The organism is Microbacterium sp. CIAB417 (assembly GCF_022788845.1).
This window is the reverse complement of the sequence record NZ_JAHZUT010000002.1, coordinates 50,229-76,991: the sequence shown is the minus strand read 5'-3', so window position 1 is coordinate 76,991 and position 26,763 is coordinate 50,229. Positions and strand designations below refer to the sequence as shown.

28 protein-coding genes and 1 tRNA gene are annotated in these 26,763 nt (G+C 69.4%); 12 read left to right on the top strand and 17 right to left on the bottom strand.

All coding sequences use genetic code 11. The features are described 5' to 3' along the window. Nucleotides 1–39 precede the first annotated feature (39 nt). Entirely contained in the window at nucleotides 40–1,173 is a 1,134-nt protein-coding gene (locus tag KYX17_RS07015; protein ID WP_243227265.1) for a PIG-L family deacetylase, read from the top strand. A gap of 15 nt (nucleotides 1,174–1,188) precedes the next feature. On the opposite strand, the gene KYX17_RS07010 is transcribed toward KYX17_RS07015, so the two are convergent. After that, nucleotides 1,189–1,662 carry an aminoacyl-tRNA deacylase gene (locus tag KYX17_RS07010; RefSeq protein WP_243226272.1) on the bottom strand — a complete coding sequence of 158 codons (474 nt, stop codon included), beginning with the start codon at nucleotides 1,660–1,662 and terminating at the stop codon, nucleotides 1,189–1,191. Further along, nucleotides 1,659–2,240 (bottom strand): DNA helicase, encoded by a 582-nt coding sequence (locus KYX17_RS07005; RefSeq protein ID WP_243226271.1) that lies wholly within the window; start codon nucleotides 2,238–2,240, stop codon nucleotides 1,659–1,661. Before KYX17_RS07005 ends, KYX17_RS07010 begins: the two co-directional genes overlap by 4 nt. Nucleotides 2,241–2,339: 99 nt before the next feature. Between KYX17_RS07005 and KYX17_RS07000 the strand changes: the two genes are divergently transcribed. Next, nucleotides 2,340–2,897: a peptidylprolyl isomerase gene (locus tag KYX17_RS07000; RefSeq protein WP_243226270.1), complete on the top strand. Its 558-nt coding sequence runs from the start codon at nucleotides 2,340–2,342 to the stop codon at nucleotides 2,895–2,897. 13 nt (nucleotides 2,898–2,910) lie between these two features. After that, on the top strand, nucleotides 2,911–3,780 hold the full coding sequence (locus KYX17_RS06995; protein ID WP_243226269.1) for a rhomboid family intramembrane serine protease: 870 nt from the start codon (nucleotides 2,911–2,913) through the stop codon (nucleotides 3,778–3,780). 77 nt (nucleotides 3,781–3,857) lie between these two features. Here the strand turns inward: KYX17_RS06995 and KYX17_RS06990 are convergent, their stop codons facing one another. After that, nucleotides 3,858–4,094 carry a cell division protein CrgA gene (locus KYX17_RS06990; RefSeq protein ID WP_137418491.1) on the bottom strand — a complete coding sequence of 79 codons (237 nt, stop codon included), beginning with the start codon at nucleotides 4,092–4,094 and terminating at the stop codon, nucleotides 3,858–3,860. Nucleotides 4,095–4,149: 55 nt separating this feature from the next. On the opposite strand from KYX17_RS06990, the gene KYX17_RS06985 reads away from it, so the two are divergent. The 3 genes from KYX17_RS06985 to KYX17_RS06975 are packed head-to-tail and all read left to right on the top strand — an operon-like array spanning nucleotide 4,150 to nucleotide 5,764. Further along, on the top strand, nucleotides 4,150–4,953 hold the full coding sequence (locus tag KYX17_RS06985; RefSeq protein WP_243226267.1) for a class E sortase: 804 nt from the start codon (nucleotides 4,150–4,152) through the stop codon (nucleotides 4,951–4,953). Next, a complete protein-coding gene (locus tag KYX17_RS06980; protein ID WP_243226266.1) occupies nucleotides 4,953–5,108 on the top strand; it encodes a hypothetical protein in 156 nt (51 codons plus the stop codon). Before KYX17_RS06985 ends, KYX17_RS06980 begins: the two co-directional genes overlap by 1 nt. After that, nucleotides 5,105–5,764, top strand: coding sequence for a gamma-glutamyl-gamma-aminobutyrate hydrolase family protein (locus KYX17_RS06975; RefSeq protein ID WP_243226265.1), 660 nt, complete (start codon nucleotides 5,105–5,107; stop codon nucleotides 5,762–5,764). Before KYX17_RS06980 ends, KYX17_RS06975 begins: the two co-directional genes overlap by 4 nt. Here the strand turns inward: KYX17_RS06975 and pknB are convergent. The 7 genes from pknB to KYX17_RS06940 all read right to left on the bottom strand — a co-directional run bounded on the left by pknB (nucleotide 5,749) and on the right by KYX17_RS06940 (nucleotide 14,627). Then, a complete protein-coding gene (gene pknB, locus KYX17_RS06970) occupies nucleotides 5,749–7,458 on the bottom strand; it encodes a Stk1 family PASTA domain-containing Ser/Thr kinase (protein ID WP_243226264.1) in 1,710 nt (569 codons plus the stop codon). The two genes, KYX17_RS06975 and pknB, sit on opposite strands and share 16 nt — an antisense overlap. A gap of 78 nt (nucleotides 7,459–7,536) precedes the next feature. Further along, entirely contained in the window at nucleotides 7,537–9,282 is a 1,746-nt protein-coding gene (locus KYX17_RS06965; RefSeq protein WP_243226263.1) for a serine/threonine-protein kinase, read from the bottom strand. Continuing rightward, on the bottom strand, nucleotides 9,279–10,739 hold the full coding sequence (locus tag KYX17_RS06960) for a penicillin-binding protein 2 (protein ID WP_243226262.1): 1,461 nt from the start codon (nucleotides 10,737–10,739) through the stop codon (nucleotides 9,279–9,281). The genes KYX17_RS06965 and KYX17_RS06960 overlap by 4 nt, the downstream gene beginning before the upstream one ends. After that, complete coding sequence (locus KYX17_RS06955) at nucleotides 10,736–12,118, bottom strand: FtsW/RodA/SpoVE family cell cycle protein (protein WP_243226261.1); 1,383 nt, start codon at nucleotides 12,116–12,118, stop codon at nucleotides 10,736–10,738. Before KYX17_RS06955 ends, KYX17_RS06960 begins: the two co-directional genes overlap by 4 nt. Further along, a complete protein-coding gene (locus tag KYX17_RS06950; RefSeq protein WP_243226260.1) occupies nucleotides 12,118–13,350 on the bottom strand; it encodes a PP2C family serine/threonine-protein phosphatase in 1,233 nt (410 codons plus the stop codon). The genes KYX17_RS06955 and KYX17_RS06950 overlap by 1 nt, the downstream gene beginning before the upstream one ends. 9 nt (nucleotides 13,351–13,359) lie before the next feature. Next, complete coding sequence (locus KYX17_RS06945) at nucleotides 13,360–13,881, bottom strand: FHA domain-containing protein (protein WP_243226259.1); 522 nt, start codon at nucleotides 13,879–13,881, stop codon at nucleotides 13,360–13,362. Beyond that, on the bottom strand, nucleotides 13,881–14,627 hold the full coding sequence (locus tag KYX17_RS06940; RefSeq protein ID WP_243226258.1) for a DUF3662 and FHA domain-containing protein: 747 nt from the start codon (nucleotides 14,625–14,627) through the stop codon (nucleotides 13,881–13,883). Before KYX17_RS06940 ends, KYX17_RS06945 begins: the two co-directional genes overlap by 1 nt. A 161-nt stretch (nucleotides 14,628–14,788) precedes the next feature. On the opposite strand from KYX17_RS06940, the gene KYX17_RS06935 reads away from it, so the two are divergent. Then, nucleotides 14,789–14,872, top strand: a tRNA-Leu gene (locus KYX17_RS06935). A 182-nt stretch (nucleotides 14,873–15,054) separates the two neighbouring features. On the opposite strand, the gene KYX17_RS06930 is transcribed toward KYX17_RS06935, so the two are convergent. Beyond that, nucleotides 15,055–15,336 carry a hypothetical protein gene (locus KYX17_RS06930; protein ID WP_243226256.1) on the bottom strand — a complete coding sequence of 94 codons (282 nt, stop codon included), beginning with the start codon at nucleotides 15,334–15,336 and terminating at the stop codon, nucleotides 15,055–15,057. Between the two features lie 405 nt (nucleotides 15,337–15,741). Between KYX17_RS06930 and KYX17_RS06925 the strand changes: the two genes are divergently transcribed. After that, entirely contained in the window at nucleotides 15,742–16,683 is a 942-nt protein-coding gene (locus KYX17_RS06925; RefSeq protein WP_243226255.1) for an aldo/keto reductase, read from the top strand. A 157-nt stretch (nucleotides 16,684–16,840) separates the two neighbouring features. Here the strand turns inward: KYX17_RS06925 and KYX17_RS06920 are convergent, their stop codons facing one another. Beyond that, on the bottom strand, nucleotides 16,841–17,482 hold the full coding sequence (locus KYX17_RS06920; RefSeq protein ID WP_243226254.1) for a GntR family transcriptional regulator: 642 nt from the start codon (nucleotides 17,480–17,482) through the stop codon (nucleotides 16,841–16,843). Between the two features lie 312 nt (nucleotides 17,483–17,794). On the opposite strand from KYX17_RS06920, the gene KYX17_RS06915 reads away from it, so the two are divergent. Further along, nucleotides 17,795–18,001, top strand: coding sequence for a cold-shock protein (locus KYX17_RS06915; protein WP_137418469.1), 207 nt, complete (start codon nucleotides 17,795–17,797; stop codon nucleotides 17,999–18,001). A 57-nt stretch (nucleotides 18,002–18,058) separates the two neighbouring features. On the opposite strand, the gene KYX17_RS06910 is transcribed toward KYX17_RS06915, so the two are convergent. From KYX17_RS06910 to KYX17_RS06895, 4 genes are read right to left on the bottom strand one after another with little or no spacing between them, the layout of a single operon-like run. Continuing rightward, nucleotides 18,059–20,140: a bifunctional lysylphosphatidylglycerol flippase/synthetase MprF gene (locus KYX17_RS06910; RefSeq protein WP_243226253.1), complete on the bottom strand. Its 2,082-nt coding sequence runs from the start codon at nucleotides 20,138–20,140 to the stop codon at nucleotides 18,059–18,061. A 26-nt stretch (nucleotides 20,141–20,166) separates the two neighbouring features. Further along, nucleotides 20,167–20,847, bottom strand: coding sequence for an HAD hydrolase-like protein (locus tag KYX17_RS06905; protein WP_243226252.1), 681 nt, complete (start codon nucleotides 20,845–20,847; stop codon nucleotides 20,167–20,169). A gap of 35 nt (nucleotides 20,848–20,882) precedes the next feature. Further along, the gene (nucS, locus tag KYX17_RS06900) at nucleotides 20,883–21,617 is read right to left on the bottom strand and encodes an endonuclease NucS (protein ID WP_243226251.1); all 735 of its coding nucleotides are present in this window, start codon (nucleotides 21,615–21,617) and stop codon (nucleotides 20,883–20,885) included. A gap of 38 nt (nucleotides 21,618–21,655) precedes the next feature. After that, nucleotides 21,656–22,390, bottom strand: a complete 735-nt coding sequence (locus KYX17_RS06895; RefSeq protein ID WP_243226250.1) for a GAP family protein — start codon at nucleotides 22,388–22,390, stop codon at nucleotides 21,656–21,658. Between the two features lie 116 nt (nucleotides 22,391–22,506). Here KYX17_RS06895 and KYX17_RS06890 point away from each other — a divergent pair, with 116 nt between their 5' ends. Both KYX17_RS06890 and KYX17_RS06885 read left to right on the top strand, forming a co-directional pair. Then, nucleotides 22,507–23,691 (top strand): sensor histidine kinase, encoded by a 1,185-nt coding sequence (locus KYX17_RS06890; RefSeq protein WP_243226249.1) that lies wholly within the window; start codon nucleotides 22,507–22,509, stop codon nucleotides 23,689–23,691. Further along, the gene (locus KYX17_RS06885) at nucleotides 23,688–24,329 is read left to right on the top strand and encodes a response regulator transcription factor (protein ID WP_243226248.1); all 642 of its coding nucleotides are present in this window, start codon (nucleotides 23,688–23,690) and stop codon (nucleotides 24,327–24,329) included. Before KYX17_RS06890 ends, KYX17_RS06885 begins: the two co-directional genes overlap by 4 nt. Before the next feature lie 18 nt (nucleotides 24,330–24,347). On the opposite strand, the gene KYX17_RS06880 is transcribed toward KYX17_RS06885, so the two are convergent. After that, nucleotides 24,348–25,583, bottom strand: coding sequence for an MFS transporter (locus tag KYX17_RS06880; RefSeq protein WP_243226247.1), 1,236 nt, complete (start codon nucleotides 25,581–25,583; stop codon nucleotides 24,348–24,350). Between the two features lie 63 nt (nucleotides 25,584–25,646). Between KYX17_RS06880 and KYX17_RS06875 the strand changes: the two genes are divergently transcribed. Beyond that, a complete protein-coding gene (locus tag KYX17_RS06875; protein WP_243226246.1) occupies nucleotides 25,647–26,711 on the top strand; it encodes a LacI family DNA-binding transcriptional regulator in 1,065 nt (354 codons plus the stop codon). Nucleotides 26,712–26,763 lie beyond the last annotated feature (52 nt).

The following is a 26,763-nucleotide window of genomic DNA, read 5'->3' as shown; positions in this document are numbered from 1 at the left end:
TCAGTGGTGCGATGGCGTGTTCTTTCTGCTGCGGCTGTGATGGTCGCGGCTCTCGGGATCGGTGGGTGTACGGCGAGCGGGCAGCAGACCCCCGCTCCGACGACCGAGAACACATCCCCCGCCGCGCCGCCGAACACGCTCGCCGCAGACGATGTCCAGACCATCGTCGATCGCTGTTCCACGGGACTCGGGATCGACGCAACCGCCCTGGGCGCTCAGATCGCGGCGGCGCCTCAGCCGGCGGCGGAGGCGGCGCTCTTCTTCGCGTCGTCGGATCAGTGCGCAGACATCCCGTCGGCCCTGGGACGCACGGATGTGGACTCCTTCACCTCGCCGCTGAGTTTCATCGAACAGCCGTGCGCGGGCCGCACGGTCGTCTCCTTCTGGGCGCACTACGACGACGACCTGATCTTCGGCAATCCGGTCATCGACGATGAACTGGGCAGCGGCGCCTGTGTGCGCACCTTCTTCTTCACCTACTCGGATGCGGGAGAGGGTGAATCCACCTACGCCAGCGAACGCGAGAAGGGCATCCGTGCGGCCTACAACGCGATGCTCGGGCGCAGCGGGGAATGGATCGACCGCTCGGTCACGCTCGCCAGCGGCATGACGGTCACGATGACCAGTCCGAGTGACGACGACCGCGTATCCCTCCTCTTCCTGCGGCTTCCGGATGGCGGACTCAGCGGGACGACGTTCATCTACACCGGTCAGCAGACACTCGAGAAGCTGCTCAGCGGCGCACTCCCGTCGCTGCGCACGATCGACGCGGGGCGATCCGTATCGGTCGCGACGCTGGAGAAGTCGGTCGCCGAGATCCTCGCCGGCTATGCGCCGGATCGTGTGCTCACACACCTGCCCAAGGAGGCGCCGGACTCGGCAGGCGATCACCCCGACCACTCGTCCGTCGGAACGCTCGTCTCTCGCGCCGTGGATGCGGGCGCCGCGCCCAGCGCGCAGGTCGAGTACGCGGTCGGCTATCCGTCGGCCGAGCGAGCGGCGAACATCACCGGAGCACAACTGGAGCGCAAGGCCTCGCTGTTCGCGGTGTATGCCGCACACGACCCCGTGATCGGTTGTTCTTCGGCTCAGAGCTGCCTCGCCCGCGCGCACTTCGGAGACTGGCTGCAGCGGGAGTATCTGATCCCGCAGGCGGACCTCACGCGCGGCTGAAACGGCCGCGGCCGCTCAGAGCGGCTGGGAGATGTCCGCCACGGTGGCGTCGAGCGCCTGCAGGAGCGCGTCCGCGTCGACGAAGAGACTGAATCCATGGGCACCCGCACCGAGCGCGATGCGGCGTCCGCGGATCGACTCGTCGGCGAAGACGGGCCAGGCCGTCGTGCTGCCGAGGGGAACAATCGTCCCGCGTTCGTAGCCGGTCGCAGCGAGAGCGATGTCGGCATCCGGCAGCTTGAGCTTGTTCACGCCCACGAGTTGGCGCAGCTTCGGCCAGGCGATGGCTCGGTCGCCGGGGATCAGGGCGAAGAGGAACGTGTCGTCGCTGCGCTTGACGACGAGCGTCTTGACGATGTCGACGGGCGAGATCCCCAGGAGCTCGGCCGCCTCAGGCAGACTCCGTGCTTCGGGGCGCTCGCGCACCTCCACCGAAAGACCGAGGGCGGATGCGGCTTCCCGCACCCGCCTCGTCGGATCTTCGTTCACGCGTCGGGCGCGCTCAGCGGGTCGTCCGCGACCCACAGCTCGTCGTCGGCGCGCAGCGTCTGCCAGGCGGCGTAGAGCACGCCTGCGGCCGCGGCGACACCGAAGATGAGCGCGATCACGCCGCCGGCGCCGATGCCCCGCTTCTTCGGGGACTCGATGGCGAGGCGCTTGGCCAGCTGCTTCGACGCCTTCGCGCCGTACTTGGCCGCCTTCTTCTTGTACGTGGCGGGGTCGAGGTCGATGCCGCGTCCGGCAGCGATGCGCGCACGGGTGTCGCCCGCCGCATCCCACACCGAGAGGGCGCCGCCCACGAGCGCACCCGCGGCCGGAACGACCTTGTCGCTGAGCACGTGCTTCGAGATGTTGACGCCGCGGTCCACGTACGGTGCCGCGTAGCGGTCGTACCCTTCGCGCACCGCGGGCACCACGTGCTCGCGGTTGTAGTTGCCGAGCTGGCGGCCGGCTTCGCGAGCGATGTCCGCCGCTTCACCGACCAGCACCTGCTGCGATTCCCACACCTTGTTGGCGTGGCTCTGGAGCTTCCGGAGCTCCTTCTTACGCTTGCGGCTGAGGCTCATGCGAGATCCCCCTAATCCGTGGGTAGTCGTGAGCCCATCTTGCCAGAGGGATCGGCTGCGAACGGCAGGGCTTGCAGCGAACTCTGAGACAATGACAACATGCCTCAGCACACCGCCGTCGCCACCATTCACACCAACCACGGCGACATCGTCGTCAACCTGTTCGGGGATCACGCACCCCGCACGGTTCAGAACTTCGTCGGTCTCGCCGACGGCACCGGAGAGTGGACCGACCCGTCCACCGGTCAGCCCGGTTCCGGCCCCCTGTACAACGGGGTCATCTTCCACCGCATCATCCCCGGTTTCATGATCCAGGGCGGCGACCCGCTCGGTCAGGGCGTGGGCGGCCCCGGCTACACGTTCAACGACGAGATCCACCCGGAGCTCACCTTCCAGAAGCCCTACCTGCTGGCCATGGCCAACGCCGGTCAGCGCCGCAACGCCATCACGGGAGCCGTCGAGGGCACGAACGGATCGCAGTTCTTCATCACGACCGACCCGACCCCGTGGCTCCAGGGCAAGCACTCGATCTTCGGCGAGGTCGCGGACGACGCGTCGCGTCAGGTCGTCGACGCCATCGCCCAGGTTCCGACCGGAGCCGGCGACCGGCCGGTCGAGCCCGTCGTCATCGAGTCGATCGACATCGCGCAGGTCTGACCACCCGCATCCCGTGACGAGCGAGAGCTTCGCGAACAACCGCGAGAACTTCTGCTACCGGCATCCCGACCGTCAGAGCTTCGTGCTCTGCCAGCGGTGCCTGCGAACCATCTGTCCCGAGTGTCAGACGCAGGCACCGGTCGGGGTGATCTGTCCGGAGTGCATGACCGAGCAGCGACGTGCCGCGACGCCCGCGCAGAAGAAGGCGCAGCGTCGGTGGGGCCGGTCGGCGCCTGTGGCGCTCGCCGCGGGCGGCGGGCGGCCGATCGTGACGTACACGATCATCGCCCTCTGCGCCGCGGTGTTCGTCCTCTCGTTCGGACTCCCCCTCACCCAGTGGCTCGGCTTCAGCGCCGGTTACCTCTATCCCCAGTTCACGGGCGAGTTCCAGCCGTGGCGACTGCTCACAGCCAGCCTCGTGCACTCCGGCTTCTGGCACGTCGGCCTGAACATGCTGACCTTGTGGATGATCGGACGCATCCTCGAGCCGGTGCTCGGAAGCGCCCGCTTCCTGACGCTGTATCTGATCAGCGCGCTCGGCGGGTCGGTGCTGGTCGATCTCATCGCGCCGAGCTCCTTCGTCGTGGGCGCGTCGGGTGCGATCTTCGGGCTGTTCGGAGCCCTCATGGTCATCGCGCGCCGACTGGGCAACGACATCACCGGCATCATCATCGTGCTGGCGATCAACCTGGTGATCGGATTCGTGCCCGGCTTCAACATCTCGTGGCAGGCGCACGTCGGTGGCCTCGTTGCCGGCGCCGTCGTCGGCCTGATCTACGTCATGACGCGCGAGCGTCGACGGCGCGCGCTGCAGATCGCCCTGTTGGCCGGATGGTCGGTCGTCCTCATCGGGCTGCTCGCTCTGGCGCCCGCGATCTGGTGACGAGCGGGAGAGTTATCCACAGGTTCATCCACACGTGGGGATGAATCACACGGATGTAATTCTTCGGCTTCGAGCCGTCAGCGCCACCGAGTGGTCATGAGGAAGCCGACGAAGGCGATTCCGAACCCGATCACGAGGTTCCATGCCTCGATGCCCGGGATGGGGAACTGCATTCCGCTGAGGTAGAACACCAGAACCCACACGAGTCCCACGAGCATGAGACCGATCATGATGGGCTTGAACCACACGGGGTTGGGGGCGGGCTCACCGGCGCCAGCGGGGGTGAGGTCCTCGTCGTTGTCGGAGCGTGCCATGTGCACATTCTAGGGGTCAGGCTTTTGCGTCACCTGCGACGGTTAGACTCCCCTTGTGACCGACACCCCGCCCGCCGCGACGCGGCGTTCGCGCCGGAGCGCCGCCACGCGCCCGCGGCGCATCAGCGCGCTCGGGGTCATCGGAGAGATCTTCATCACCGTCGGTGTGCTCGCCTTCCTGTACGTCGGTTGGCAGCTGTGGATCGGTGACTGGATCCAGGGCCAGCAGAACAATGCCGCGGGCCAGGCGATCGCTGAGCAGTGGGCGCAGGACTACGGTTCGTCGTCACCCTCTCCTTCGACGAGCGCGTCGAGCACCCCCGAGGCGGAAGCGCCGACGGTGAGCACCGCAGAGCCGGTCGTGCGCCCGGATGCCGGGAGCGGCGAGGTCTTCGGCATCATGCACATCCCGCGCTTCGGTCCCGACTACGCCGTGCAGATCGCGGGCGGCGTGGGTCGCTCGGAGAGCTTGGACCTCGGAGCCATCGGCCACTACTCCAGCACGCAGATGCCGGGTGCTGTGGGAAACTTCGCCGTCGCCGCGCACCGTGGCAGCCACGGTGCACCCTTCATGAATCTGCCCGACCTGCATGTCGGGGATGCCATCGTGATCCAGACGCAGGACGGCTGGTACACCTACCGCTACCGGAGCATGGAGTACGTGACCCCGGACTCGGTCGACGTGCTGCTTCCCGTCCCGCGTGAAGAGGGCGTCGAGGCGAACGGACGCTACCTGACCATGACGACCTGCAGCCCGCGGTACGGATTCTCGGAGCGACTCATCGCCTACGCGGTGTTCGAGTCCTTCACGCCGGGAGCCGAGGGCGCGCCGGCATCCCTGAGCGAGGCGGTGACCTGATGTACGCGGCGTTCTGGCGTATCCTTCCCGGCCCTTGGTGGGTGCGACTGCTCATCGTGCTCGTCGTTGCAGCGGCCGTCCTCTACGGACTGCTCTGGTACGTCTTCCCGTGGATCTCGTCGATCGTCGACCCGCAGGAGTCGACCGTTCAGTGACCGCAGCACGCGTGCTGGTCGTCGACAACCACGACAGTTTCGTCCACACGCTCGTGGGCTACCTGCGTGAGCTCGGAGCCGACACCGTGATGCGCGAGTCGGACGAGATCGACGCGGATGCGGCACCGGCGGCTCTCGCGGGATTCGACGGAGTCCTCGTCTCACCCGGCCCCGGTGCGCCCGAGGGTGCCGGATCGTCTCTCGCCGTGGTGGCGGCGGCCGCCGAGTCACGCACCCCGCTTCTGGGAGTCTGTCTTGGACACCAGGCGCTGGCGGTGGCCTTCGGTGCCCGCGTGGCGCAGGCGCCCGAGCTCATGCACGGGATGACGTCGCCGATCATTCACGACGGGAGCGGGATTCTCCGGGGACTTCCCTCTCCCTTCTCCGCCGCCCGGTATCATTCGCTCGCCGTGGCGACGGAGACGATTCCCGACGTGCTGCGTGTCACCGCCCGCACGCCCGAGGGAACGGTCATGGCGCTCGAGCACCGCCGGCTGCCGCTCAGCGGGGTCCAGTTCCATCCCGAGAGCGTCCTGACCGAGTACGGCTATCGGATGCTGGCCACCTGGCTGGCCTCACTCGGCGCGAAGGACGCTCCAGCGCGCGCACTGACCCTCACGCCCCATCGCGGAGCGAGCGCTCAGCCCGCGCAGTAGGTGAGGGTGATCTCTGAGCGGATCGGCACTTCACCCGGCGCGAGTGACATCACCCGGACGGTCGGGGTCGTCCCCGTCGCCTTGCAGCCGGGATCGGCGCTCGGCACGACGGTCAGGCCCAGCGCCTCGAGGTCGCGTGTCGCGGCCTCGATCGTGTAGCCGGTCACGTCGTTCAGGACGACGCGACCACTCGCGACGCGCAGGTTCACGGTCGTTCCGACCGGGATCTCGCTGCCCGCGGTCACGTCGCCCGCTGAGGTGCTGGCACTGAGCACCTCGCCGGCGGGTGCCTTGGCATCGTTGACCGGTGTGATGGTGCCCACGGCGAGGCCCGCCGTCGTCAGCGCATGGCGCGCATCGGTCTCGTTGAGACCGACGATCGTCGGCGCGGCGACGCTCTCCTTGCCCGTTGAGACGTAGAGCTTGATGGTCTGACCGACCTGCACCGAGTCGCCGGCGGCAGGTTCGCTGCGCACGACGCTGCCTTCGGCGACCTGATCGTCTGCCACGGGGACGCGGTCCGAGAGCAGATCGTTCTCCTCGAGGACGTCGACCGCCTGGTCGTACGTCATCGTCGTCAGATCCGGCACGATGCGCGCGCTTTCGGGTACGGCGTCGCCGGGACGGATGGTGACGACCCAGAACAGCACCGAGACCAGCAGCACGGCGAGCACGGCGACGCCGGACCAGATCCACGCGACCGGCGGCCCCGCCTGGGTGCGACGCATCGTCGTGTCGGTCGACAGCTGTCGCAAGGACCGCGCGGTCTCGGCCGCCTGACGCGGATTCGCGCCGTACAGCTCGCTCGTGAGCGCCCCGAGCTGACGCTTGCTGGGTGCCTTGCCGCCCACGGCTGCGGACAGGGCGGAGCGGAACGAGGCCGCATCCTGGAACCTCTGGAAGGGATCCTTCGCGAGCGCGCGCATCACGAGCGCATCGAGCCCGCGGGGGATGCTCTCGGTGTGCTCGCTGGGCGGAACCGGAGTCTCGCTGACGTGCTGGTAGGCGACGGCGACCGGAGTCTCGCCCCGGAAGGGAGGCCGACCGGTGAGCAGCTCGTAGAGAACGACGCCGGTCGAGTAGAGGTCGGCGCGCGCGTCCACCGGCTCGCCCTTGGCCTGCTCGGGGGAGAAGTAGGCGGCCGTGCCGATGATGGCGGTCGTCTCGGCGACCGTCGAGGAGGAGTCCGAGACCGCGCGCGCGATCCCGAAGTCCATCACCTTCACCTGGCCCGCGGCGGTGACCATGACGTTGCCCGGCTTGATGTCGCGGTGCACGACGCCGGCGCGATGGGAGTACTCGAGCGCCTCGAGGATGCCATCGACGTAGCGCACCGCATCGGTCACGGGCACGTCGCCGCCAGCGATGATGTCCTTCAGCAGAGCCCCGTTGACGAGCTCCATGACGATGAACGGCACGGGGTGCACCACGCCGTCGGGAGTCGTCTCAGTGTCTTCGCCGGCATCGAACACCCGAACGATCGTCGGGTGCGACATGCGGGAGGCGGCCTGTGCCTCCAGCCGGAAGCGCGTACGGAAAGCGGCATCGTCAGCGAGTTCGCGGCGGAGCACCTTGAGAGCGACCTCGCGGTCGAGGGTTAGGTCGTAGCCTCGGTACACACTCGCCATGCCGCCGCGACCGATGAGCTCATCGATGCGGTAGCGACCGGCGAGTACGCGTGGATCATCTGACACGGCGACTCCCTGGGTGCAACAGATGAAAGCCTAACCGACCCGCCCTGGCAGAATCCGGGGCGAGTCGGCGGCTTGCGCTCAGTTCCCGCCCGACAGGGGGTTGCTGGGAGAGGGTGTGGGCGTCGATGCGGCCTGCACGTTCGCCTGCGCCTGCGGAGACGACTCGGACTCGCGGGTCGTGCCGTCGCCCGAGCCGGAGCAGGTCACCGTGTAGCTGACGATGAGCGCCTGTCCCGTGTTCGTCCCGACCTCGAGGGGGATCGGACGCTGGTTCGGACCTGCGGCGGCCGTGGACTGACCCGTCGAGGTGAAGATGCCGTTGACCGCGGTGAAGTTGTAGCTGACCACGGACCCCGTGCCCGACGGGCAGGTGAAGCCGTCCCAATTGATCTGCACGGTGGAGCCGGCGGTGACGGTGGAGGCCTTCGAACCGTTGACCTCGATGCGGGGTTCGGTCGGCGCACCGATCGGAGTCTGGTCCGCGTAGACGGTCAGCGTGAGTTGCGAACCCTCGGGTGCGTTGCCGGTCGGGCTCACGCTGTAGACCAGTCCGACCTGGTCGGGGCTCGGGGCGGGGTTGCCCGGGGTACAGGAAGCCACGAGCCCGGCCTGCTGCGCGATGCCCGTCGCCTCTTCACACGTCTTGCCCACCAGCTCAAGCGAGGCGACATCCACCGTCGACGTGGTCGGAGAGGGAGTGGACGACGGGCTCGAGGCGGTCGAGCGCGTGTTCGATCCGGTCGGGCCGGGGTCGGAACTCTGGTTGCCGAAGATGGCCCAGAGGGTTCCGCCCAGCACGATCAGCAGCAGCACGATCAGCGCGACGAGCGGCCACGTCCAGGGGCTGCGCTTGCGCGTTGCCGGCTCGGCCACAGGGGATGCGGCGGTCGAGGCGCTCAGCAGCTGCGTCGCCGCCTGCGTCTCGCCGACCCCGAGCAGCTGCGTCGCGTCGTCCGCGCCCACGGCGCCACCGATGGCGGGCACCGCAACCGTCGCAGCCGTCACGTCGCCGCGGCGCAGCGCGCTGGCGGCGCGGGCGACGGCCGCAGCGGATGCCGGACGCTCTTCGGGCTTCTTGGCGATCATCGCCATGACGAGGTTCTGCACGGGAACCGCCACGGTGGGCGGCAGGGGCGGCGGCTGCTCGTTGATCTGCGCCATCGCGATCGCGACCTGCGACTCGCCCGTGAAGGGGCGCTTGCCCGCGAGGCACTCGTACGCGACGATGCCCAGCGAGTAGATGTCGGTCGCGGGGGATGCGGGGTGCCCCGATGCCTGCTCGGGCGAGAGGTACTGCACCGTGCCCATGACCTGACCGGTCGCCGTCAGCGGGACCTGGTCGGCGATGCGCGCGATCCCGAAGTCGGTGATCTTCACACGGCCGTCGGGAGTGATGAGCAGGTTTCCCGGCTTGATGTCCCGGTGCACGAGGCCGGCGGCGTGCGCGGCCTGGAGGGCGGATGCGGTCTGCGCCACGATGTCGAGCGTCTTGTCCGTGGACAGCGATCCCTCGCGCTCGAGGATCGTGGACAGGGCCTCGCCGGGCACGAGCTCCATGACGAGGAACGCGGATCCGTTCTCCTCGCCGTAGTCGAAGACGCTGGCGATCCCCTCGTGGTTCACGAGTGCGGCGTGGCGCGCCTCCGCGCGGAACCGCTCGAGGAACCCGGGGTCCCCCATGTACTCGTCCTTGAGGATCTTGATCGCCACCGTGCGCCCGATGACGTGGTCAGTGGCTTCCCAGACCTCGCCCATACCGCCGATGGCGATGCGCGAATCCAGCTCGTAACGCCCACCGAACGTCGCTCCCTGTGTCGGCCTCATCGTCCCAGCACCGCCTCCATGACCTTCTTTGCAATGGGCGCTGCGATGGAGTTACCGCTGCCCGACTGACCTTGCCCGCCGCCGTTCTCGACGACTACTGCGACCGCGACCTCGGGATCTTCAGCGGGCGCGAATCCGGTGAACCAGAGCGTGTACGGGTTGGTCCCGCCGTTCTCCGCCGTACCCGTCTTACCGCCCACGTCGACTCCGTCTATTCTTGCATTCGACGCCACGCCGTCACTGACATTGGCGACCATGGCGCTGGTCAGCTGGTTGGCGAGATCCTCATCCAGCGCCCGACCGAACTCGGTCGGCTCGAACTTCTGCTGCACCGAGAGATCCGGCCCGATGACCTGGTCGACCATCTGGGGGTTCATGACCATCCCCCCGTTGACGATCCCGGCCGAGACCATGGCCATCTGCAGGGGTGTTGCCCGGACATCGCCCTGGCCGAACCCGGTGAGGGCGGTCTTGTCGTCGCTGAGGGCGGCGGTGGGATAGACCGACGGTGCGGAGTCCACGGGGGTCGCGAACGAGGTGTTGAAGCCGTACTTCTCCGCCTCGGCGCGGATCGCGTCGTCGCCGAGTTGCACGGCGAGCTCCGCCATCGGGATGTTGCAGCTCAGGCGCAGTGCGTCGGCGACGGTCACTGTCTCGCCGGGGCCGCACGCGCCGCCACCCGCGTTGCTGATGGAGGTGGAGGTGCCCGGAAGCGTGTAGCTGGCGACATTCGGCAGTGTCGACTGGAGAGTCCAGTCGCCCGAGGCGAGCGCCGCGGAGGCGACGACCAGCTTGAAGGTGGATCCCGGCGGGTTCATCCTGCCGGAGATGGCGCGGTTCGACATCGGCTGCAGGGCGTTGTTGATGAGGTCGTCGTACGACGCCTGCACCGCCTTCAGGTCGTGCGAGGCGAGCAGGTTGGTGTCGTAGCCGGGCTTGGAGACCATGGCCAGGATGCGGCCGGTCTTCGGCTCGATCGCCACCACGGCACCCTGCAGGTCGCCGAGCGCGTCGTACGCGGCCTTCTGGACGTTCGCGTCGAGAGAGAGGACGACATTGGAGCCCTGCGGGGGCTGGCCGGTGAAGATCTGCTCGACGCGGGAGAAGAACTGGCCGCCGCCGGTGCCGGAGAGCTCGCGGTTCATAGCCTGCTCGATGCCGGTCGCCGAGCCCAGCGCCGCATTGATGTACCCGGTCACGGGCGACCACATGTCGGCATCCGTATAGCTGCGCTGCCAGCTGTAGACGTCGTCGCTGGGGCTGGAGGAGGCGATCGCCGCGCCGCTGGCGATGATCGAACCGCGCTGGATCTCGTACGAGTCGTACAGCGCGCGCCGGTTCTCACCGTTCTCGGCCAGCGCCGACGCCTGGAACACCTGGATGACGCTGGTCGAACCGAACAGCACCAAGAACATGGCCAGCATCACGAAGCTGAGCCGGCGGACTTCGCGGGTCATCCGATCACCACCCGGGGCTGATTGCGCACCGCATCCGAGATGCGCAGGATGAGCGCGACGATGATCCAGTTCGCCACGAGGGAGGAGCCACCGGCGGCGAGGAAGGGCGTCGTCAGGCCGGTGAGCGGGATGACGCGCGTCACGCCGCCGACCATGATGAACACCTGCAGGGCGATCGTGAACGAGAGCCCGGTCGCGAGCAGCTTTCCGAAGTCGTCCTGGCCCGCGACGCCGACGCGGAGTCCGCGGCTCGTGAAGACCATGTAGAGACAGAGGATCGCGAAGACGCCGATCAGCCCGATCTCCTCGCCCAGGCTGGGGAAGATGTAGTCGCTCTGCGCCAGCGGGGTGATCGAGGGGCGACCCTGTCCGAGGCCCGTGCCGAGCAGACCGCCGTGCGCAAGACCGAAGATCCCCTGCACGAGCTGGTAGCTGCCGCCCGTGCGGTCGATGATGTCCGGGTTGAACGCGTCGAGCCAGTTGGCGAAGCGCCAGCCGACGTAGGTGAGCACCTGGGATGCGGCGACGGCGCCGGCGACGGCGAGCCCCACACCCAGCAGCACCCACCCCGTCTTGCCGGTCGCGACGTAGAGCATCGCGACGAACATGCCGAAGATCAGCAGTCCCGTGCCGAGGTCGCGCTGGAGCACGATGATGCCGAGCGAGACGAGCCAGACCACGAGGATGGGGCCGAGATCGCGCGCCCGCGGCCACGTGATGCCGAGGAACTTCTTACCGACGGAGGTCAGGCTCTCGCGCGTGCGCACGAGGTAGCCGGCGAAGAAGATGGCCAGCGCGAGCTTCGCGAGCTCTCCCGGCTGGAACGAGAAGAATCCGAGGCTGACCCAGACGTCGGCGTTCTGGTTGGTGCCGAGGCCCGGAACGAACGGCAGGAGCAGCAGCGCGACGCCGATGAAGCCGGAGACGTACGTGTAGCGGAACAGCACGCGGTAGTTCCGCAGGAACAGTACGACCGCGATGGCTGCGGCGATCGCGATCGCCGCCCACACGATCTGCCGCGTGGAGGCGGCGGCCCACCCTTCGCTGTCGATCTCGATGTCGATGCGGTAGATCATCGCGAGACCGAGTCCGGTCAGCACGGTCGCGATCGGAACCACGAACGGATCGGCGTCGTGCGCGACGAAGCGCAGCACGATGTGCAGGGCGAGGACGAGCAGGCCGAGCCCGCCGGAGTAGTACAGGAAGCTCGGGTCGATCGCGCCCTTCGCGCCCAGCTGCACGAGTGCGACGGCGGCGCCGTTGATCGCCAGGGCGAACAGCAGCAGCCCGAGCTCGCGGTTGCGCTGCTTCTGCGGCATCCGGATGCGGCGCAGTGCTCGCATCACGGACGTGTCGGTCGCGGGGGCTTCGGCGGTCATCACTGCCCCTCTGCCGGTCGGAGTCGGTCGACGATCAACTGGGCGTCCGCGAGCGAGCGCGCGGAGATGGTGGACTCCACGCTCTGCCGGTCGAACGGGCTGAGATCCGCCAGCGCGATGTCGGTGTCCTCGTAGACGCTGGAGAGGGAGATCGGTCCGATGCCCTGCTGCACGCCTTGGTAGATCACGACGGAGTCGTCGTCGGCGCCCACGTAGTAGCGCGTCTGCGTCCAGCTGTAGCCCGCGAACGCGGCACCGGCGAGGGCGGCGAGCACGAGCAGCAGCCCGACGAGCCAGCCGATGCGGCGGCGGCGGGCGCGGCGGCGGTCCTCCTCGATGAGCTCCTCGAGGAACTCGGGGGCCGGCTCGAAGTGGGTGGGTTCGTTCGCGGCCTGCCGGCCCGGGTGCAGCCACGACGAACGCCCGGGGCGAACGGCGGGTACGACGACGCCGGTGGGGTTCGACGCCGAGCCGACGATGGTGGGCGTTCCCGAGAAGACCGGATGGTGGCCGCCGATGTCGACGATCACGACCGTCACGTTGTCGGGAGCCCCCGCATCCAACGCCTGCTTCAGCAGCACATCCGCGGTGCGGGCGGGTGCCTGCCCCGCCGCGAGGGCCTTCTGCGTGTGGGCGTCGTCGACGACGCCCGACAGGCCGTCGGAGCACAGCAGCCACCGGTCGCCCGGACGCGTCGGCATGATGAACGTGTCGATCTCCGGATCGGGATCCATGTCGCCGAGCACCCGCATGAGCACCGAGCGCCGAGGGTGGTACCGCGCCTCCTCCGGGGTGATGCGGCCGGAGTCGACGAGACGCTGGACGAACGTGTGGTCCGTCGTGATCTGCGTCATCGCGCCGTCGCGGAACAGATAGATGCGGGAGTCGCCGATGTGGGCGATGACGGCGTAGTCGTCGACCATCAGCAGCGCGCTGACCGTCGTTCCCATGCCTGCGAGGGCGGGACGCACGCGGACCGTGTCGATGATGTCGCCCGCGGTGTCGGTCACGGCCTGCTGCAGGGCACGCTCGGCATCCACCGTCGAGGCGAACGGGCGGTCGAGCTGGGCGATGCGGGCGATCGCGAGGCTGGAGGCCACGTCACCGCCGGCGTGGCCGCCCATGCCGTCCGCCACGACGAACAGGTTGGAACCGGCGTACCCGGAGTCCTGATTGTTCGAGCGCACCTTTCCGGTGTGCGAGAGTGCGGCGCTCGAGCCCTGGAAGACCATCTCGACGGATCAGCCCTGGAGCTCGAAGGTCGTGGCGCCGACCTTGATCGGGGCGCCGACCAGCACCGGGACGGGGCTCGCGACGCGCTCGCCGTCGTGCCAGGTGCCGTTGGTGGAGTCGAGATCCTGGATCATCCACTGATCGCCCCACAGCATGAGACGCGCGTGGTGGCTCGAGGTGTAGTCGTCGCGGATGACGAGACCCGATTCGCTCGATCGGCCGATCGTGAGGGGCTCGGTGCCCAGCGGCAGTTCGAGGCCTGCCTTCGGCCCGCTCGTGATGACGATGCGGGACACCGCATCGGTCGTCGCCTTCTGGCCCTTCGAGGACTTGCGCGGCGACGCTTTCGGCGCGACCGGCGCGGTGGCGGCCGCAGCGGGCGCCGGGGCCTGGGCGACGGCCTGTTCGGGCATCTTGCGCACGCGCACGCCGAAGAGGTCGGCGCGCAGCGAGTACACGACCGCGAAGACGAAGAACCACAGCAGCAGCAGGAAGCCGATCTGCAGGAGCAGAAGCGGGAGCTCGTTCATCAGGCCTTCCCCCAGCGGTCGATGTCGTCGAGCGAGAAGGCACGCGTCGCATCGTCGTCGACGCGTGCCGCACGATCCCCTGTCGCCTGGGCGACGATGCGGAAGACGATGTCGGTGCGTCCGATGGAGACGGTCGCGTCGGGAGGCAGCGGCGCCTCGTCGATCTTGCGGCCGTTGAGCTTCGTGCCGTTGGTCGATCCGAGGTCGCGCACCATCGCCCGCTCGCCGTCCCAGAGGATCTCGACGTGCTTGCGGCTCGTGCCCGAGTCAGCGACCGTGATGTCGGCATCGCTCCCCCGGCCGATGACGGTGCGAGAGGCGGTCAGAGGATGCCGCTTGCCGGCGATGTCGAGCACGGCGCTCCACGCGACCCGGCCCGCCGCGGTCGACGACTCCACGCGGACCTGCCCGGTCGACAGGCTCGTGTTGCTGGCCAGGGAGATCGACAGGGGCCCGGCGAAGGTGTACCCCTGCGCGCGGGCGTGCTTGTTCACCAGCGCGTCGAGCTCGTCGGTCAGTGATGGGCCGAGGGCCCGCATCCGCTCGAAGTCCGCCGGCGCCAGCTGCACCGTGAGGGTGTTGGGGGCCAGGATGCGCTCGCGCGAGACGACGGCGGCCTTCGTGTCGAGCTCGCTGCGCAGGGCCGAGGCGATGTCGACAGGCTGGACGCCGCTGCGGAAGGTCTTGGCGAACGCGCCGTTCACGGCGCGCTCGAGACCTCTCTCGAAGCTGTCAAGTAGTCCCACGCGACTCCTCAGGCGGCTGGACGGGTGGCACCATCGTAGTTGTACGGGCTGAACAGGCCATGCAGGACTTCCGCAGGAGGGGTGCGTCGCCGACTTCTCGGGGCACGATCGAGCGTGATACGATCGGCAGGTTGAGTTCGCGCATCCATGATGAGCGACTCGCGCGAGTGGCGGAATAGGCAGACGCGCTGGCTTCAGGTGCCAGTGCCCGAAAGGGCGTGGGGGTTCAACTCCCCCCTCGCGCACAGACAGAACCGGTCGGGATTCATCCCGGCCGGTTCTCGCGTTTCTGCGGGGTCGTTCGTGCTCCTCGGCGCCGCGCTCGAGGGACCCGACGTGTCGCTCTGCGGTGCATCTCACGTCTCTTGAAGGCGCGATGGATGCGTCGCCGTGCTGTTCAAGGGGCGCCCTGCTGGACGGGCGGTGCTCAGGATGCGCTCTGGCGGCAGCGCAGCGGGACCTCGAACTCGACGACGTCACCGGTCAGCGGCGGGAGGCCTTCGGCCATCTCGATCTCGTTGCCGACGAGTGCGGCGATCGCTGCGAGCAGGGCGACCGGCACGTCCTCAGCGCGGGTCGCTCGAAGTTCGACCTCGCGGCGGGCGACGGCGTCGCCGTCGCCGTTGATGAAGCGGAGCGTGGCGCGCCAGGCGGCGCCCGCGTGAGATGGTGCGCTCAGGCGCGCACGGATGTAGCCGGTGTCCTCCACGATGTCCCCCTGATGTCGTGAGAGTGCGTTGCCCTTCCTTCCTACACTGCCCACGTTTCGCGCAGCAGCGACGGTACCTGGCAGTGCGCTGGGTCTCCGGGGGCGATTCGTCTCGCTTCGCTCGCGTGGCGACCGGGGGGGCGACGGGATCCGACTGCGGGACGAGGGAGATTCATCCGAACGGATGATGACGTCGCGCATCCGATCGGGTTGTCTGGAACGGTTGCCGCGGATGCGGCGGTGTCCCTCTGGGGGGAGAGCTCGTCATCATGCCGCGTCGGGCGGTCGTGACGGGATCGCCGACACCGCCCACGCTGCCTCGGTGGGCGCCGCTCGGGTGGCGGCGCCCACCACCTCTCGCGCGCCGCATCCGATACTGGGGCCAGCGACGCGGAGGATGGGCACATGCAGGAATCAGCGCACACGGCGGAACTCGGTTTCGGTCTCGCGGCCGTGGGGCGCCCCGCCTACATCACGAGCGACCGCGAACACGATCTCGGATCCTCCGCCGCGCGCTCCGTCGCCGCGATGGAGAGCCGGGTCCACGCGCTCCTGGACACCGCGTGGGCGCTCGGCATCCGCTATCTGGATGCGGCGCGCTCCTATGGCCGTGCCGAGGAGTTCCTCGGCACCTGGCTCGCCGCGCACCCCGATCGCCGAGCGTCGCTGACGATCGGCTCCAAGTGGGGCTACGAGTACGTCGGTGGCTGGGACCCCGCCGCAGCGCTCCATGAGCGCAAGGAGCACACGCTCGCGATGCTCGACCGGCAGTGGCCCCAGACACTCGCGGCGCTGGGCGGGCCACCGGACTTCTATCTCATCCACTCGGTCACCCCGGAATCACCGGCGCTCGCCGACGCGGCACTGCTGGAGCGGATCGGCGAGATCCGCGACACCGGGGTGCGGGTGGGGATCTCCACGAGCGGACCCCGCCAGGCGGAGGTCGTCGACCGGGCGCGGAACGAGCACGGCGACCTCTTCTCCGTCGTGCAATCCACGTGGAACGTCTTCGAGCCGTCGGCGGGACCGGCGCTCGCGCGGGCGCACGATGCGGGCTGGACCGTCGTGCTGAAGGAGGTTCTGGCCAACGGCTGGCTCAGCGACGCCCATGCGCCGACGGTCGTGAGGGATGCGGCGCGCACCGCATCCCTCACGGTCGACGAGTACGCGTTCGCGGTGGCCCGTCGGCAGGAGTGGGCCGACATCGTGCTCAGCGGTGCCGCCACCGACGACCAGCTGCGTCGCGGTGCGGAGCGCAGTGATCCGGCCGGTCCCCTGCACATGCCGGTGTTCGCCATCGATCCGGAGACCTACTGGCAGAGGCGATCCGCGCTCGACTGGGCGTGACGGTCGTCGCGGGAGAACCTGAGTGTTGCTTATGCAATGACATCGATGTGTCCCCCATATGGGGGACAGGGGTACTCTAGGTGCACGAGCCCTTCACCTCCCCCAATCGAAGGGCTCCTCGGCCCCCTCCGCTCCCCCCAGCAGGAGGGGGCCTTTCTCATTCCCCGCGCTCGCGCTGATATGCGCGCAGGATGGCGTCGCCACGCGCGGCGTTGCGGCTGAGAAGGGCGCGGCGCAGAGCATCGCCGGCGCGGCGTCCCGCGTCGGATGCGACGTCGATGAACGCCCAGCCCTGCAGATTCCGCTCGAGCGTGAGCGACGTCTCGCGGATGAAACGGCCGAGCACGATGTTGCCGGTGGCCATCGACAGCGTCCGGAAGAAAGCGGTCGACGCCTCGGTGTGGCTGCCCGTTCCGAGGGGAGTCGCGAGCATGCGGTCGTATGCGGCGACGAGGATACCCAGCTGTTCGTCCGAGCAGGTGGGCAGCGCGGCGCGCAGGGCCTCCGCCGTGAAACCGACGATGAAGGCGCGGGTGTCCGCGATGAGGCGTTCGGTCGGAACGGTGACGCGGGTGAACCTGTTCGCCGAGATCTCCACGAGACCGATGCGCTCCAGCCGTTGCAGCGCCTCGCGCACCGGTGTGCGCGAGATGCCGAAGCGCTCGGCCAGTTCGACATCGCGCAGGGACTGTCCGGGGACGAGCTTTCCGTCGCGGATGGCGCGACCGAGCAGCTCGAAGACCTCGTCTCCGAGCATCCGGCGACGGCGCGGCGGCCGCGATGTCGGGTGGTCGGCCATGGCGTGACCAGTCTACGGCGCGGCCTTCCGAGCGACCGCGGAGTTTTGCCCTGTCGCCGGGGAATATCTGTGGTGATACGTCGGCGACACAGTAAAGTGATCGCTGTCGCGCTCCGCGCGACGTATCCGGGGGGATCCGTCGACGCCCGGGCCTATGAGCTCTGCTCGGCCCGGGCGTCGAATGGTTAACGGCCCGCGTCGCGCGTGCAACGATTTCGTCACCATCTGCAACTCTTCCCCACTGACCACTCCACGCCGCTACGGTGGGAGGTCACTGGCGCAGAGGGTGCCGGACGCACAAGAAGGCAAGGCATGAGCACGACGGGTACGGTCAAGTGGTTCAACTCCGAGAAGGGCTTCGGGTTCATCGCTCCCGATGAGGGGGGCGCGGACGTCTTCGCTCACTTCAGCGCGATCGACGGCAACGGATACCGCTCGCTCGAGGAGAACCAGCGGGTCGAGTTCGAGGTCGAGCAGGGCCCCAAGGGTCTGCAGGCAGCGAAGATCCGCGCTCTCTGAGGCGCGAATCGACAAGAGGGACGGGATGCGCGGCATCCCGTCCCTCTTGCGTTCGCGTCAGGCGGTGCCGCGGACGAGTTCCAGACCCGCGCCGGCGAACTGACGCAGCGTCGCCGTCGGCAGGAACGCCCGCGTGAGCGCGAGAGAGATGCGCGTGAGGTCGCTCTCGTCGCGGTAGAGCAGGTACATGGTCTCGTAGCGCGGGTGGAACTTCTCCTTGAAGCGATGCAGGGACTGGAAGCCGTAGACGGGCTCCAGCGCCTCGGCGAGCTTGCCGCTCAACTCGGCAATGAGCCCCGCATCCGGTGGATAGTCGTGCGCGAGCGGCGCTCCCGACAGAGACATGATCTGCGCCCCCTCTTCGGAGAAGGCCTTGGCGGACGAGCCGATGAGGAACTCCATCACAGGCCCGAACCCGCCCTCGCGTCGACGCATGAGATCCAGCGTCCACCCGTGGATGGCGCCACCCGGTGCGTAGACGGGCAGCCACGACAGGAACCCGTCGACATCCCCCGCGGGCGAGATCGCGAGTGCGAGCCGCACCTCGGGATCCTCCGCCTCGACGAGGGTGCCGAGGGTGAAGCTCATCTCCGGCAGGCCCTTGTCGCCCACCCAGCTCTCGGAGATCGCGCGCAGTTGAGCGCGGATCCCCCACGGCTCATCGGCGAGCCGCGTGAGTCGGAACGTCATCTCCTCGCGGCCGGCGCGGTTGAACGAGGTGCGGACGGCGTTCCACGCCTTGCCGGCGAACTCCAACCCGGGAAGATCCACGATCGTGTCGTCGGCCACCACGAGGCTGCGCCAGCTCTCGGGCACCGCGTCACGGGTTCGTTCGCTCGCGCTGAAGAAGCAGGGGATGAGGCCGGCACGCTCCGCCGAGTCGATGAACGCCGACACGGCGGGACCGGCGTCGGCCTCCGGACCGATGGGATCGGCCAGCACGAGCGCGACGGAAGCGCGGCTCTGGAACGCGACGATGCTCTCCGACACCCGGGCGTAGTGGTTGCCCTCCCAGGTCGTCATCCACGACAGCGTTCCGCCGCCGACGCGGCGCAACTGTTCGCGCAGCGCCACCTGATCCGGCGCGGGCGGCTGACCGATGCGGGTGCGCCTGCGGGCGCGGAAGGCGCCGCGCACCCAGACGAGGTAGACGAGAACGAGCAGCCAGAGCACGCCGGTCGCCAGCGACAACGACGGATCTCCCGAGAGGACGTCGGCCGCTTCGCTCCACCCCGCCAGAGCGATCACGACGACGAGGAGAGCCAACGACAGAAGGTTCAGGCCCGTCAGCACGAGCCCGAGGACCCAGGCCCATCGGCGACCGCGCCGGAGTCCGTCGGCGATGAGGGCGACGACTGCGACGTCGACCACCACATCCCAGATCGACCCCGATCCGGGCGTTGTCGATCCGAAGGGCCCGTTGGTCGGGACCACGAAGACGATGATCTCGAGGACCGCGAGGATGGCGAGCCCGAGGAAGGCGACGAGTCGCTGCTCTCTCACTGTGGTGCGCTGCGGGCGCAATGAGCGGTCCGCGAAGAGCACGAGGACCACCGCCAGCAGGTGCTCGATGTCGTCGAGATTTCCCCAGAACAGCATCGTGACGAAGACGTATCCGAGCAGGAGCAGCCAGATCCGCATCCGCCACGGCGCGCGAAGCAACCCCACGGCGGCGGCGATGGCGGCGAACGCGCCGCCGGACGGGCCGACATCCAGTGCGCCCGCCTGCGTGAGTGCCCACGGCCACCCGGTGAGCGAGAGCGCCCAGACGAGAAGGGCCGCCGCCAGCACCGCGAACAGTTGGCCGATGGCGAAGTAGGCGAGCGCCACGCGGGTGCCGCGTCGGAACTCGAGGTAGGCCATCCCCGCGAAGCTCGCCACCGCGAACAGGTAGAGGCCGGGGTGGCCGACGATGAACGTGCCGGTGAACGGTGTCCACCAGCGGCCGGCCTCGAGGGCGGGCCAGCCGTAGGCCCACAGCTCCATGCCGGGGTTCCGATGGAAGGGATGCCAGAGGGCACCGGTGATGACCCCGATGACGAGCAGCGCGGCGACCAGGACGAGAGTCGCGGGCACGCGACGAGCGATGCGCATCGCGGTGCGGGGTCGTGGTCGGCCGGCGGCGTCGTCCGTCGTCATGCGCTCACGATAGCGACGCGGAGGGCTCAGCCGTCGGAGTCGACCAGCAGCAGCGCGTGGAGCTCGTCCGCGTTGTCGACGACGGCCTGGGCGCCCTCGGCCTCGTGCGGCCAGCTGAAACCCCACCGCACGAAGATCACGGGCACGCCGTTGGCCGTCGCGCCGTCCACATCGTGGTGCCGATCGCCGATGAGCACGGGGCGCGAGGTGTCGACGCCGGCGGCCCGCATCCGTCGGAGGGCCTCGGCGACGATGTCGGCCTTCGTCGCAAGAGTCTTCTCGTCGGCGGTCGCGCCCGTGATGGCCGTCATGTGCTCCGCGAGGTCGAAGTGCAGCATGAGCGCCTGCACCTGGTTCTCGGGCTTGGAGCTCGCCGTGCCCTGGGGAACGCCCGCGGCGGCCAGATCGTCGACGATCTGCTTGACGCCGGGGTACAGCTTGACGTCTGTCGTGTAACCGTCGGCCTTGCCCAGTGCGCGGTAGAAGGTCACCGCATCCGTGGCGCCCTCCGGCGTCATCCCGGCGTGGTGCTGGAAGGACTCGTACAGGGGAGGTCCGATCCAGTGCACCAGCTCGGCGCGCGTCGGCGCCGGAAGTCCGAAGTGCTCGAGCGTGATCGTCAGGCGGCGCAGAATCCCGTCGGATGCGTCGACGAGCGTGCCGTCGACGTCCCAGAGGACGCAGGAGAACGGGGATCCGACGGACATGGCTCCCACGCTATCGTGCGCCGGCACGGGGCGACTCAGAACAGGGTCGGCAGTCCGCTGTCGATGCCCTTCATGGCCTCGTAATCGAGCACGACGCAATCGATGCCGCGGTCGGTGGCGAGGGTGCGCGCCTGCGGCGCGAACGCCTGGGCGGCCAGCACGCCGCGCACGGGCCGCAGGTGCGAGTCGCGGTTGAGCAGGTCGAGGTAGCGCGTGAGCTGCTCGACCGCGTCGATGCCCGCCCGGCGCTTGACCTCGACGGCCACGTGCAGCGCGCGCGGCGTCTCGTCGTCCAGGGCGACGACCGTGGCCGCATCCGGATCGCGCAGCATGAGATCCACCGGCCCGATGGCGGTGGGGAACTCCCGACGCACGAGCGTGAGGTGTTCGCCGATGACCCCCACCTGCTCGGCCAGCAGGCGCTGCAGGTCGGCCTCGACGCCGTCCTTCTGCAGACCGGGGTCGACGCCGAGCTCGTGGCTGGAGTCGTGGAGAACCTCGTAGAGACGCACGAGCAGCGCGTCGCCGGTCTTGGCGTGCGTGACCCGCCACTGCTCGATGACGCCGGCGCTCGCCGCATCCTCGTCGGGCTCCTCGACCGCCAGCGAGCACGGCGGGCTCATCCAGTTGAGGGGCTTGTAGGAGCCTCCGTCGGAGTGCACGAGGAGACTGCCGTCGCCCTTGTGGACGAGGAGGCGAGTCGCGAGGGGCAGGTGGGCGTTGAGGCGGCCGGTGTAGTCCACGGAGCAGCGGGCGATGACGAGACGCACCCGAAGAGCCTAGTTGCCGCCGGGTCGCTGTTCGACGTTCACAGCAGATCGAACAGGCCGAGCTGGGTCGCCGCCGCGCGCGCCAGCAGGAAGCCGATGACGCCGAGGATCCACGAGGTGGTCTCGCCGGCCGTGCGCGCGAACCATCCCGCGAGACGCTCGAGGGGGCGCTCGATCAGGCGCGCCGCGAGGACTCGCAGGCCCAGCAGCACGAGCGCCGGCAGGATCATGACGAGGCAGTATGCGGCCAGGGCTCCGACCTGAATCGGCAACGCGAGCTGCGACTCGGCCAGCAGGGTCATGCCGATCAAGTACGGGAGCATCGTCGCCAGCTCAACGATCCCCGCCGCGATCGCCACCGCGATGACCGTGCGCGCCGCCACGCCGTCGGCGACCAGCCGGTCGCGCCACCGGACGATGCGCCCGGGGCCGGCGTCGGGACACTCCCGCATCCGCTTCTCGTGCGCGGGGATCGCGAAGGCGGCGATCAGCAGCGCGGCTCCGACGACGAGGCGCACGACGGCCCCGGCGGTCGAGGAGAAGAAGTCGCCGACCACGTCGATGACGTTCATGAGCCCGAGCAGGAACAGCACGCCGACCGCGAGGTAGAAGAGCGAGATGGTCGAGAGGTAGAGCAGGTGGCGGCCGACGCGCACCTTGCCGGGGACGATCATGAGCAGCAGAGGGATGACGAGGGTGCCGACGCTCAATCCGTCGACGAGGGCGAGCACGAACAGGGTGAGCGGCAGAGGGGCGCCGGGAAGGAGGTCCACGCTCCGAGTCTTCGGCGAAGGTGGGATTCGCACATCGGGCGAAGGACGCAGTCCCTCCCCGGCGCCTCCATCCTTCGACGGATGCCGCGGGCGCATGCCTGTGCTTGCATGAACGCATGGGCGAAGCAGACATCTCCCGGCTGCGCGGCTGGGCGCGCCGGCACCGCGGGCCCGCCGACGCGCTCATCTATCTGCTGATCGCCGTCGCCGCCGGCGCGCTGGGACTCACCGTGTCCGGCGCCATCGTGCCGAGCGTGTTCGCCGCCGCATCCCCGTGGTGGACGCTGATCCCCGCCCTCGCCGCCGTGGCCATCGTGCTCGTGCGGGACCGGTGGCCGATCCCCGCGCTGATCGCGGCGACGATGGTGATGGCCGTCGACGTCTTCGTGTTCGGCGGACTCGTGCCCCTGATCGTCGCCGTCGACGTGCTGTACGTCGCCACCCGCGAGACCGAGCGCCGACACCGCATCCTCGTCGGCGTGATCGCCGTCGTCGCGGTCGTGGCGATCGCCGCCGGGTGGATCACCGGTGACGCGCGGGCGACCTTCCTGGTGGCTCTACAGCTGGGCGCGCTGGGCGGACTGGGGTACTGGTACGGCACCGCAGTGGCGCAGTCGCGGGAGCTCGTCGCACTGCATCGGCAGCAGGCGGAGGATGCGCGCCGCGAGGGAGAGCGCGAGCGGGATGCGGCGGTGCAGGGCGAACGCGACGCCATGGCGCGCGAGCTGCACGACGTCGTGGCCGGTCACGTCGCCGCGATGGCGATCCGATCCGAAGCGGCGCTGTCGACGCCCCCGGCTCTGGATGCTGATCGGGCGGCGCTCCGAGCGGTGCGCGACTCGTCGCGAGAGGCGCACGACACACTCCGCACGATGATCGCGGTGCTCCGCGACGGCGGCGCGCAGATCGCGGCGCCGGTGGGGGTCGCGTCGGTCGACGACCTCGCCCAGTCCGCGCGCCGGTCGGGGCTGGAGGTGTCGCTCGAGAACGAACTCGATACCGATCTCAGCACGCCCGTGGACCAGACGGTCGCCCGCATCGTGCAGGAGTCGCTGGCGAACTGCGTCCGTCACGCGCCCGGGGCCGAGGTGCGCATCCGTCTTGTCAAGGAGTCGGGGGAGGTCGCGGTGCGGGTGGACTCCCGTGGAGCATCCGCGCCACCCGCTCGGCTCGTGGGGAACGGCTGGGGCCTCGAGCTGCTGCGCGAGCGCGCGAAGGCGCTGGGCGGGTGGCTGGAGGCCGGACCTCGTCGCGACGGGTGGCGCGTCGAGGCCCGCATCCCCGCGGGGGTGCCGGGGTGAGCGCGCCCCGGGTGCTCCTCGCGGACGATCACGCCGCCATCCGCGAGGGACTGCGCATCATGCTCGTCGCCCACGGCATCGAGGTGGTCGGCGAGGCTGCCGACGGCGCAGTGGCGGTGCGCAACGCGCGCGCCCTGCGGCCGGATGTCGTGCTGATGGACCTGCGGATGCCGGGGGTGGATGGCGTCGAGGCGACCCGCCGCATCCGCGAAGACGACACGAGCGAGGTACTGGTGCTGACGAGCTTCGACGAGGACGAGTTGGTGGATGCGGCGCTCGACGCCGGTGCCGTCGGATTCCTGCTGAAGACGGTCTCGGCGGCGGCGTTGGTGGATGCGGTGCACAGCGTCGCCCGCGGCGACGGGGTGCTCGACCCGCGGGTCACCCGCCGGGTGCTCGCCCGGCGGACGCGGCGGGCGGAGCACTCCCCCGCCGCTGCGGCCCTCGACGCGCTCACGCCGCGCGAGCGCGAGGTGCTCGCCGCCCTGTCGGAAGGGTGCTCCAACGGCGAGATCGCGTCGCTGCTGAGAATCTCCGTGCCGACGGTCAAGACGCATGTCTCGAGCGTGCTGACGAAGCTGGCGGCGCGCAGCCGTTCGCATGCCGTAGCGATCGCTCGGGCCAGTCCGTGGCGGTGACCGCGCACTCGCTGCGAGTCAGTGACCGCGCGGCGCCTTCTCGTCGGAGGCGATGGCCAGCGGGCGGGCGGCGCCCGAGAAGAAGCCCGACGCCACGATCAGCACGACGATGATCAGCAACGTGTTCAGCAGACCGATGTGCTCGCTGATGAAGCCGAGGATCGGCGGACCGCACAGGAACGCGACATAACCGATCGTCGCCGCCGCACTCACTCGCGCCGCCGCGTGCTGCGGGTCGTCGGCCGCGGCCGACATGCCCAGCGGGAAGCCGAGGGATGCGCCCATCCCCCACAGCGCCGCACCGATGAACACGAGCGGCATGTTCGGGGCGAAGATGAACAGCACGAGTCCCACGGCCGCCGTGATGGCGAGCGAGCGCAGCACGACGACGCGGCCGAAGCGGTCGACGAGCGGCCCGCCGAACACCCGCACGACGGTCATCGCCACCGAGAACACCGTCAGCGCTGCGGGTCCGAGCGCCGGGTCGGCTCCGTGATCGTCCACGACCGCGAGGGAGAGCCAGTCATTCGCACCGCCCTCCGCGAAGGCCATCCCCAGGATGATGACGCCCAGCGTGTAGGTGCGGGGCTCCTTCCACGCGCTCAGCGCGAGACGGATGCGTTCGCCCCATCCCTTCGGGGCATCCTCCGCGCCGACGTCCATCGCAACGTCGCGAACCGGCACGCTCGACGCGGTGACGACGGCCAGGACCGCGATGACGACGGCGACGATCGCTGTGTGTCCGACCACACTGAACGCGGTGGCGGCGGCCGCCGTGCCGAGGCCTGCGCCGATCACCGTGCCGAAGCTGAAGAACGCATGGAAGAGCGGCAGGATCGTCTTGCCGGTCTGCTTCTCGATCGCCGCGCCCTCGACGTTCATCATCACGTCGAGCGAGCCGTTGCCGAATCCGAAGAGTGCGAGCCCCGCGAGCACGACGCCGTAGGTGTGCAGGTAGTCGGTGCCGACGCCGATGAGAACGAGCCCGAGCACGACGAAGAAGAGCGCGCCGAGCATGCCCTTGCGCGCGCCGAAACGCGCGAGGATCGCGGAGCTCGCGGTGAGGCCGAGGATCGAGGCGACGCCCATGCCCAGCAGGAGCATGCCCACCTGGATGTTGTCGATGCCCAGCGCCGTCTTGATGGCGGGCACGCGCGAGGCCCAGGTGGCGATGCTCAGACCGCTCGCGAGGAAGATGGCGAAGACGGCGGTGCGCCACCGCACGACCTGGGAACGGGACAGCACTGTTTCCATGAGCACACCCTACCGAATCGATTCGATCCGTGTCGCGGCGCGGGGGGTTAGCATCGAGGGACCATGAACGCACGCCGTGCCACCATCGCCGACGTCGCCCGTCAGGCGGGGGTCGCCGCCTCGACCGCGTCGGTGGTGTTCAGTGGCAAGACCGCGGTCTCCGAGGCGACCCGCTCACGCGTGCTCGCCGCCGCCGCCGAGCTCGGCTACGCCGGGCCCGATCCGCGTGCGGCGTCGTTGCGTCTCGGACGCTCGGGCGTCGTCGGCGTCGTCATCGGCGATCGGCTGCGCGCCGCGTTCCGCGATCCCGTCACCACGATCATGCTCGACGGGCTCGCCGAGGGCGTGGCCGAGCGCGGCAGCGGCCTGCTGCTGCTCCGCGACGACGAGTCGGGAGGCGCCGCCCTGCCCGCGGCCCCGGCCGATGCGTTCGTGCTGATCGGATGCAGCACCCGGCTGCGCTCGGACCTCGAGGTGCTGCAGCGGCGCGGTGTTCCGGTCGTCGTCATGGAGGGGGATGCCGGTGAGGGGATCCCCCGCATCCGCCTCGACAATCACGACGCGCAGGCCGTCATCGCTCGGCACGTGCGAGAGCTCGGCCACCGTCGCGTCGTCGTGGTCGCCCTTCCGGTCGGAGGCGGGCACGGCACGGGATGGTTCGATCCGCAGTCGGTCTCGCAGATCACCGTCGACGTCACGCGCGAACGTCTGGAGGGCGCCCTCGACGTGTTCGAGGACGCCCGCGTCTACGCGGCGGGGGCGAGTCTCATCGACGAGGGCTACTCGGCGGGCCGAGCCATCCTCACGGCACCGGGCGAGCGGCCGACGGCGATCCTCGCGCAGAGCGATGTGCTGGCCGCGGGCATCATCCGCGCCGTGCACGATGCCGGGCTCCGCGTGCCCGAGGACGTCAGCGTCACGGGGTTCGACGGGGTCTCGGTCGACGGCGTCGCTCCTCTCACGCTGACCACGATGGTGCAGCCCGCGGCGGAGAAGGGACGAGCGGCGGGCATCGCCGTGTCGGCCATGCTCGAAGGCGTCGTGCCCCCCGACATTCTGCTCACCTCTGTGTTCCGCCCGGGTAATACGACAGGGCCGGTTTCGTCGGACGTGGCGCCGGGCGCGTAATCCGCCCCTTAGAATAGAGAGCGACACCCCGATCGCCTGGGTGGTTCCGCCT

Excerpts from the sequence above, each read along its gene's own strand:
- KYX17_RS07015 (WP_243227265.1), top strand. The coding sequence starts at position 40 with ATGGTCGCGGCTCTCGGGATCGGTGGGTGTACGGCGAGCGGGCAGCAG.
- KYX17_RS07005 (WP_243226271.1), bottom strand. The coding sequence starts at position 2,240 with ATGAGCCTCAGCCGCAAGCGTAAGAAGGAGCTCCGGAAGCTCCAGAGC.
- KYX17_RS07000 (WP_243226270.1), top strand. The coding sequence starts at position 2,340 with ATGCCTCAGCACACCGCCGTCGCCACCATTCACACCAACCACGGCGAC.
- KYX17_RS06990 (WP_137418491.1), bottom strand. The coding sequence starts at position 4,094 with ATGGCACGCTCCGACAACGACGAGGACCTCACCCCCGCTGGCGCCGGT.
- KYX17_RS06980 (WP_243226266.1), top strand. The coding sequence starts at position 4,953 with ATGTACGCGGCGTTCTGGCGTATCCTTCCCGGCCCTTGGTGGGTGCGA.
- KYX17_RS06965 (WP_243226263.1), bottom strand. The coding sequence starts at position 9,282 with ATGAGGCCGACACAGGGAGCGACGTTCGGTGGGCGTTACGAGCTGGAT.
- KYX17_RS06960 (WP_243226262.1), bottom strand. The coding sequence starts at position 10,739 with ATGACCCGCGAAGTCCGCCGGCTCAGCTTCGTGATGCTGGCCATGTTC.
- KYX17_RS06955 (WP_243226261.1), bottom strand. The coding sequence starts at position 12,118 with ATGACCGCCGAAGCCCCCGCGACCGACACGTCCGTGATGCGAGCACTG.
- KYX17_RS06950 (WP_243226260.1), bottom strand. The coding sequence starts at position 13,350 with ATGGTCTTCCAGGGCTCGAGCGCCGCACTCTCGCACACCGGAAAGGTG.
- KYX17_RS06945 (WP_243226259.1), bottom strand. The coding sequence starts at position 13,881 with ATGAACGAGCTCCCGCTTCTGCTCCTGCAGATCGGCTTCCTGCTGCTG.
- KYX17_RS06925 (WP_243226255.1), top strand. The coding sequence starts at position 15,742 with ATGCAGGAATCAGCGCACACGGCGGAACTCGGTTTCGGTCTCGCGGCC.
- KYX17_RS06920 (WP_243226254.1), bottom strand. The coding sequence starts at position 17,482 with ATGGCCGACCACCCGACATCGCGGCCGCCGCGCCGTCGCCGGATGCTC.
- KYX17_RS06915 (WP_137418469.1), top strand. The coding sequence starts at position 17,795 with ATGAGCACGACGGGTACGGTCAAGTGGTTCAACTCCGAGAAGGGCTTC.
- KYX17_RS06910 (WP_243226253.1), bottom strand. The coding sequence starts at position 20,140 with ATGACGACGGACGACGCCGCCGGCCGACCACGACCCCGCACCGCGATG.
- KYX17_RS06905 (WP_243226252.1), bottom strand. The coding sequence starts at position 20,847 with ATGTCCGTCGGATCCCCGTTCTCCTGCGTCCTCTGGGACGTCGACGGC.
- KYX17_RS06890 (WP_243226249.1), top strand. The coding sequence starts at position 22,507 with ATGGGCGAAGCAGACATCTCCCGGCTGCGCGGCTGGGCGCGCCGGCAC.
- KYX17_RS06880 (WP_243226247.1), bottom strand. The coding sequence starts at position 25,583 with ATGGAAACAGTGCTGTCCCGTTCCCAGGTCGTGCGGTGGCGCACCGCC.
- KYX17_RS06875 (WP_243226246.1), top strand. The coding sequence starts at position 25,647 with ATGAACGCACGCCGTGCCACCATCGCCGACGTCGCCCGTCAGGCGGGG.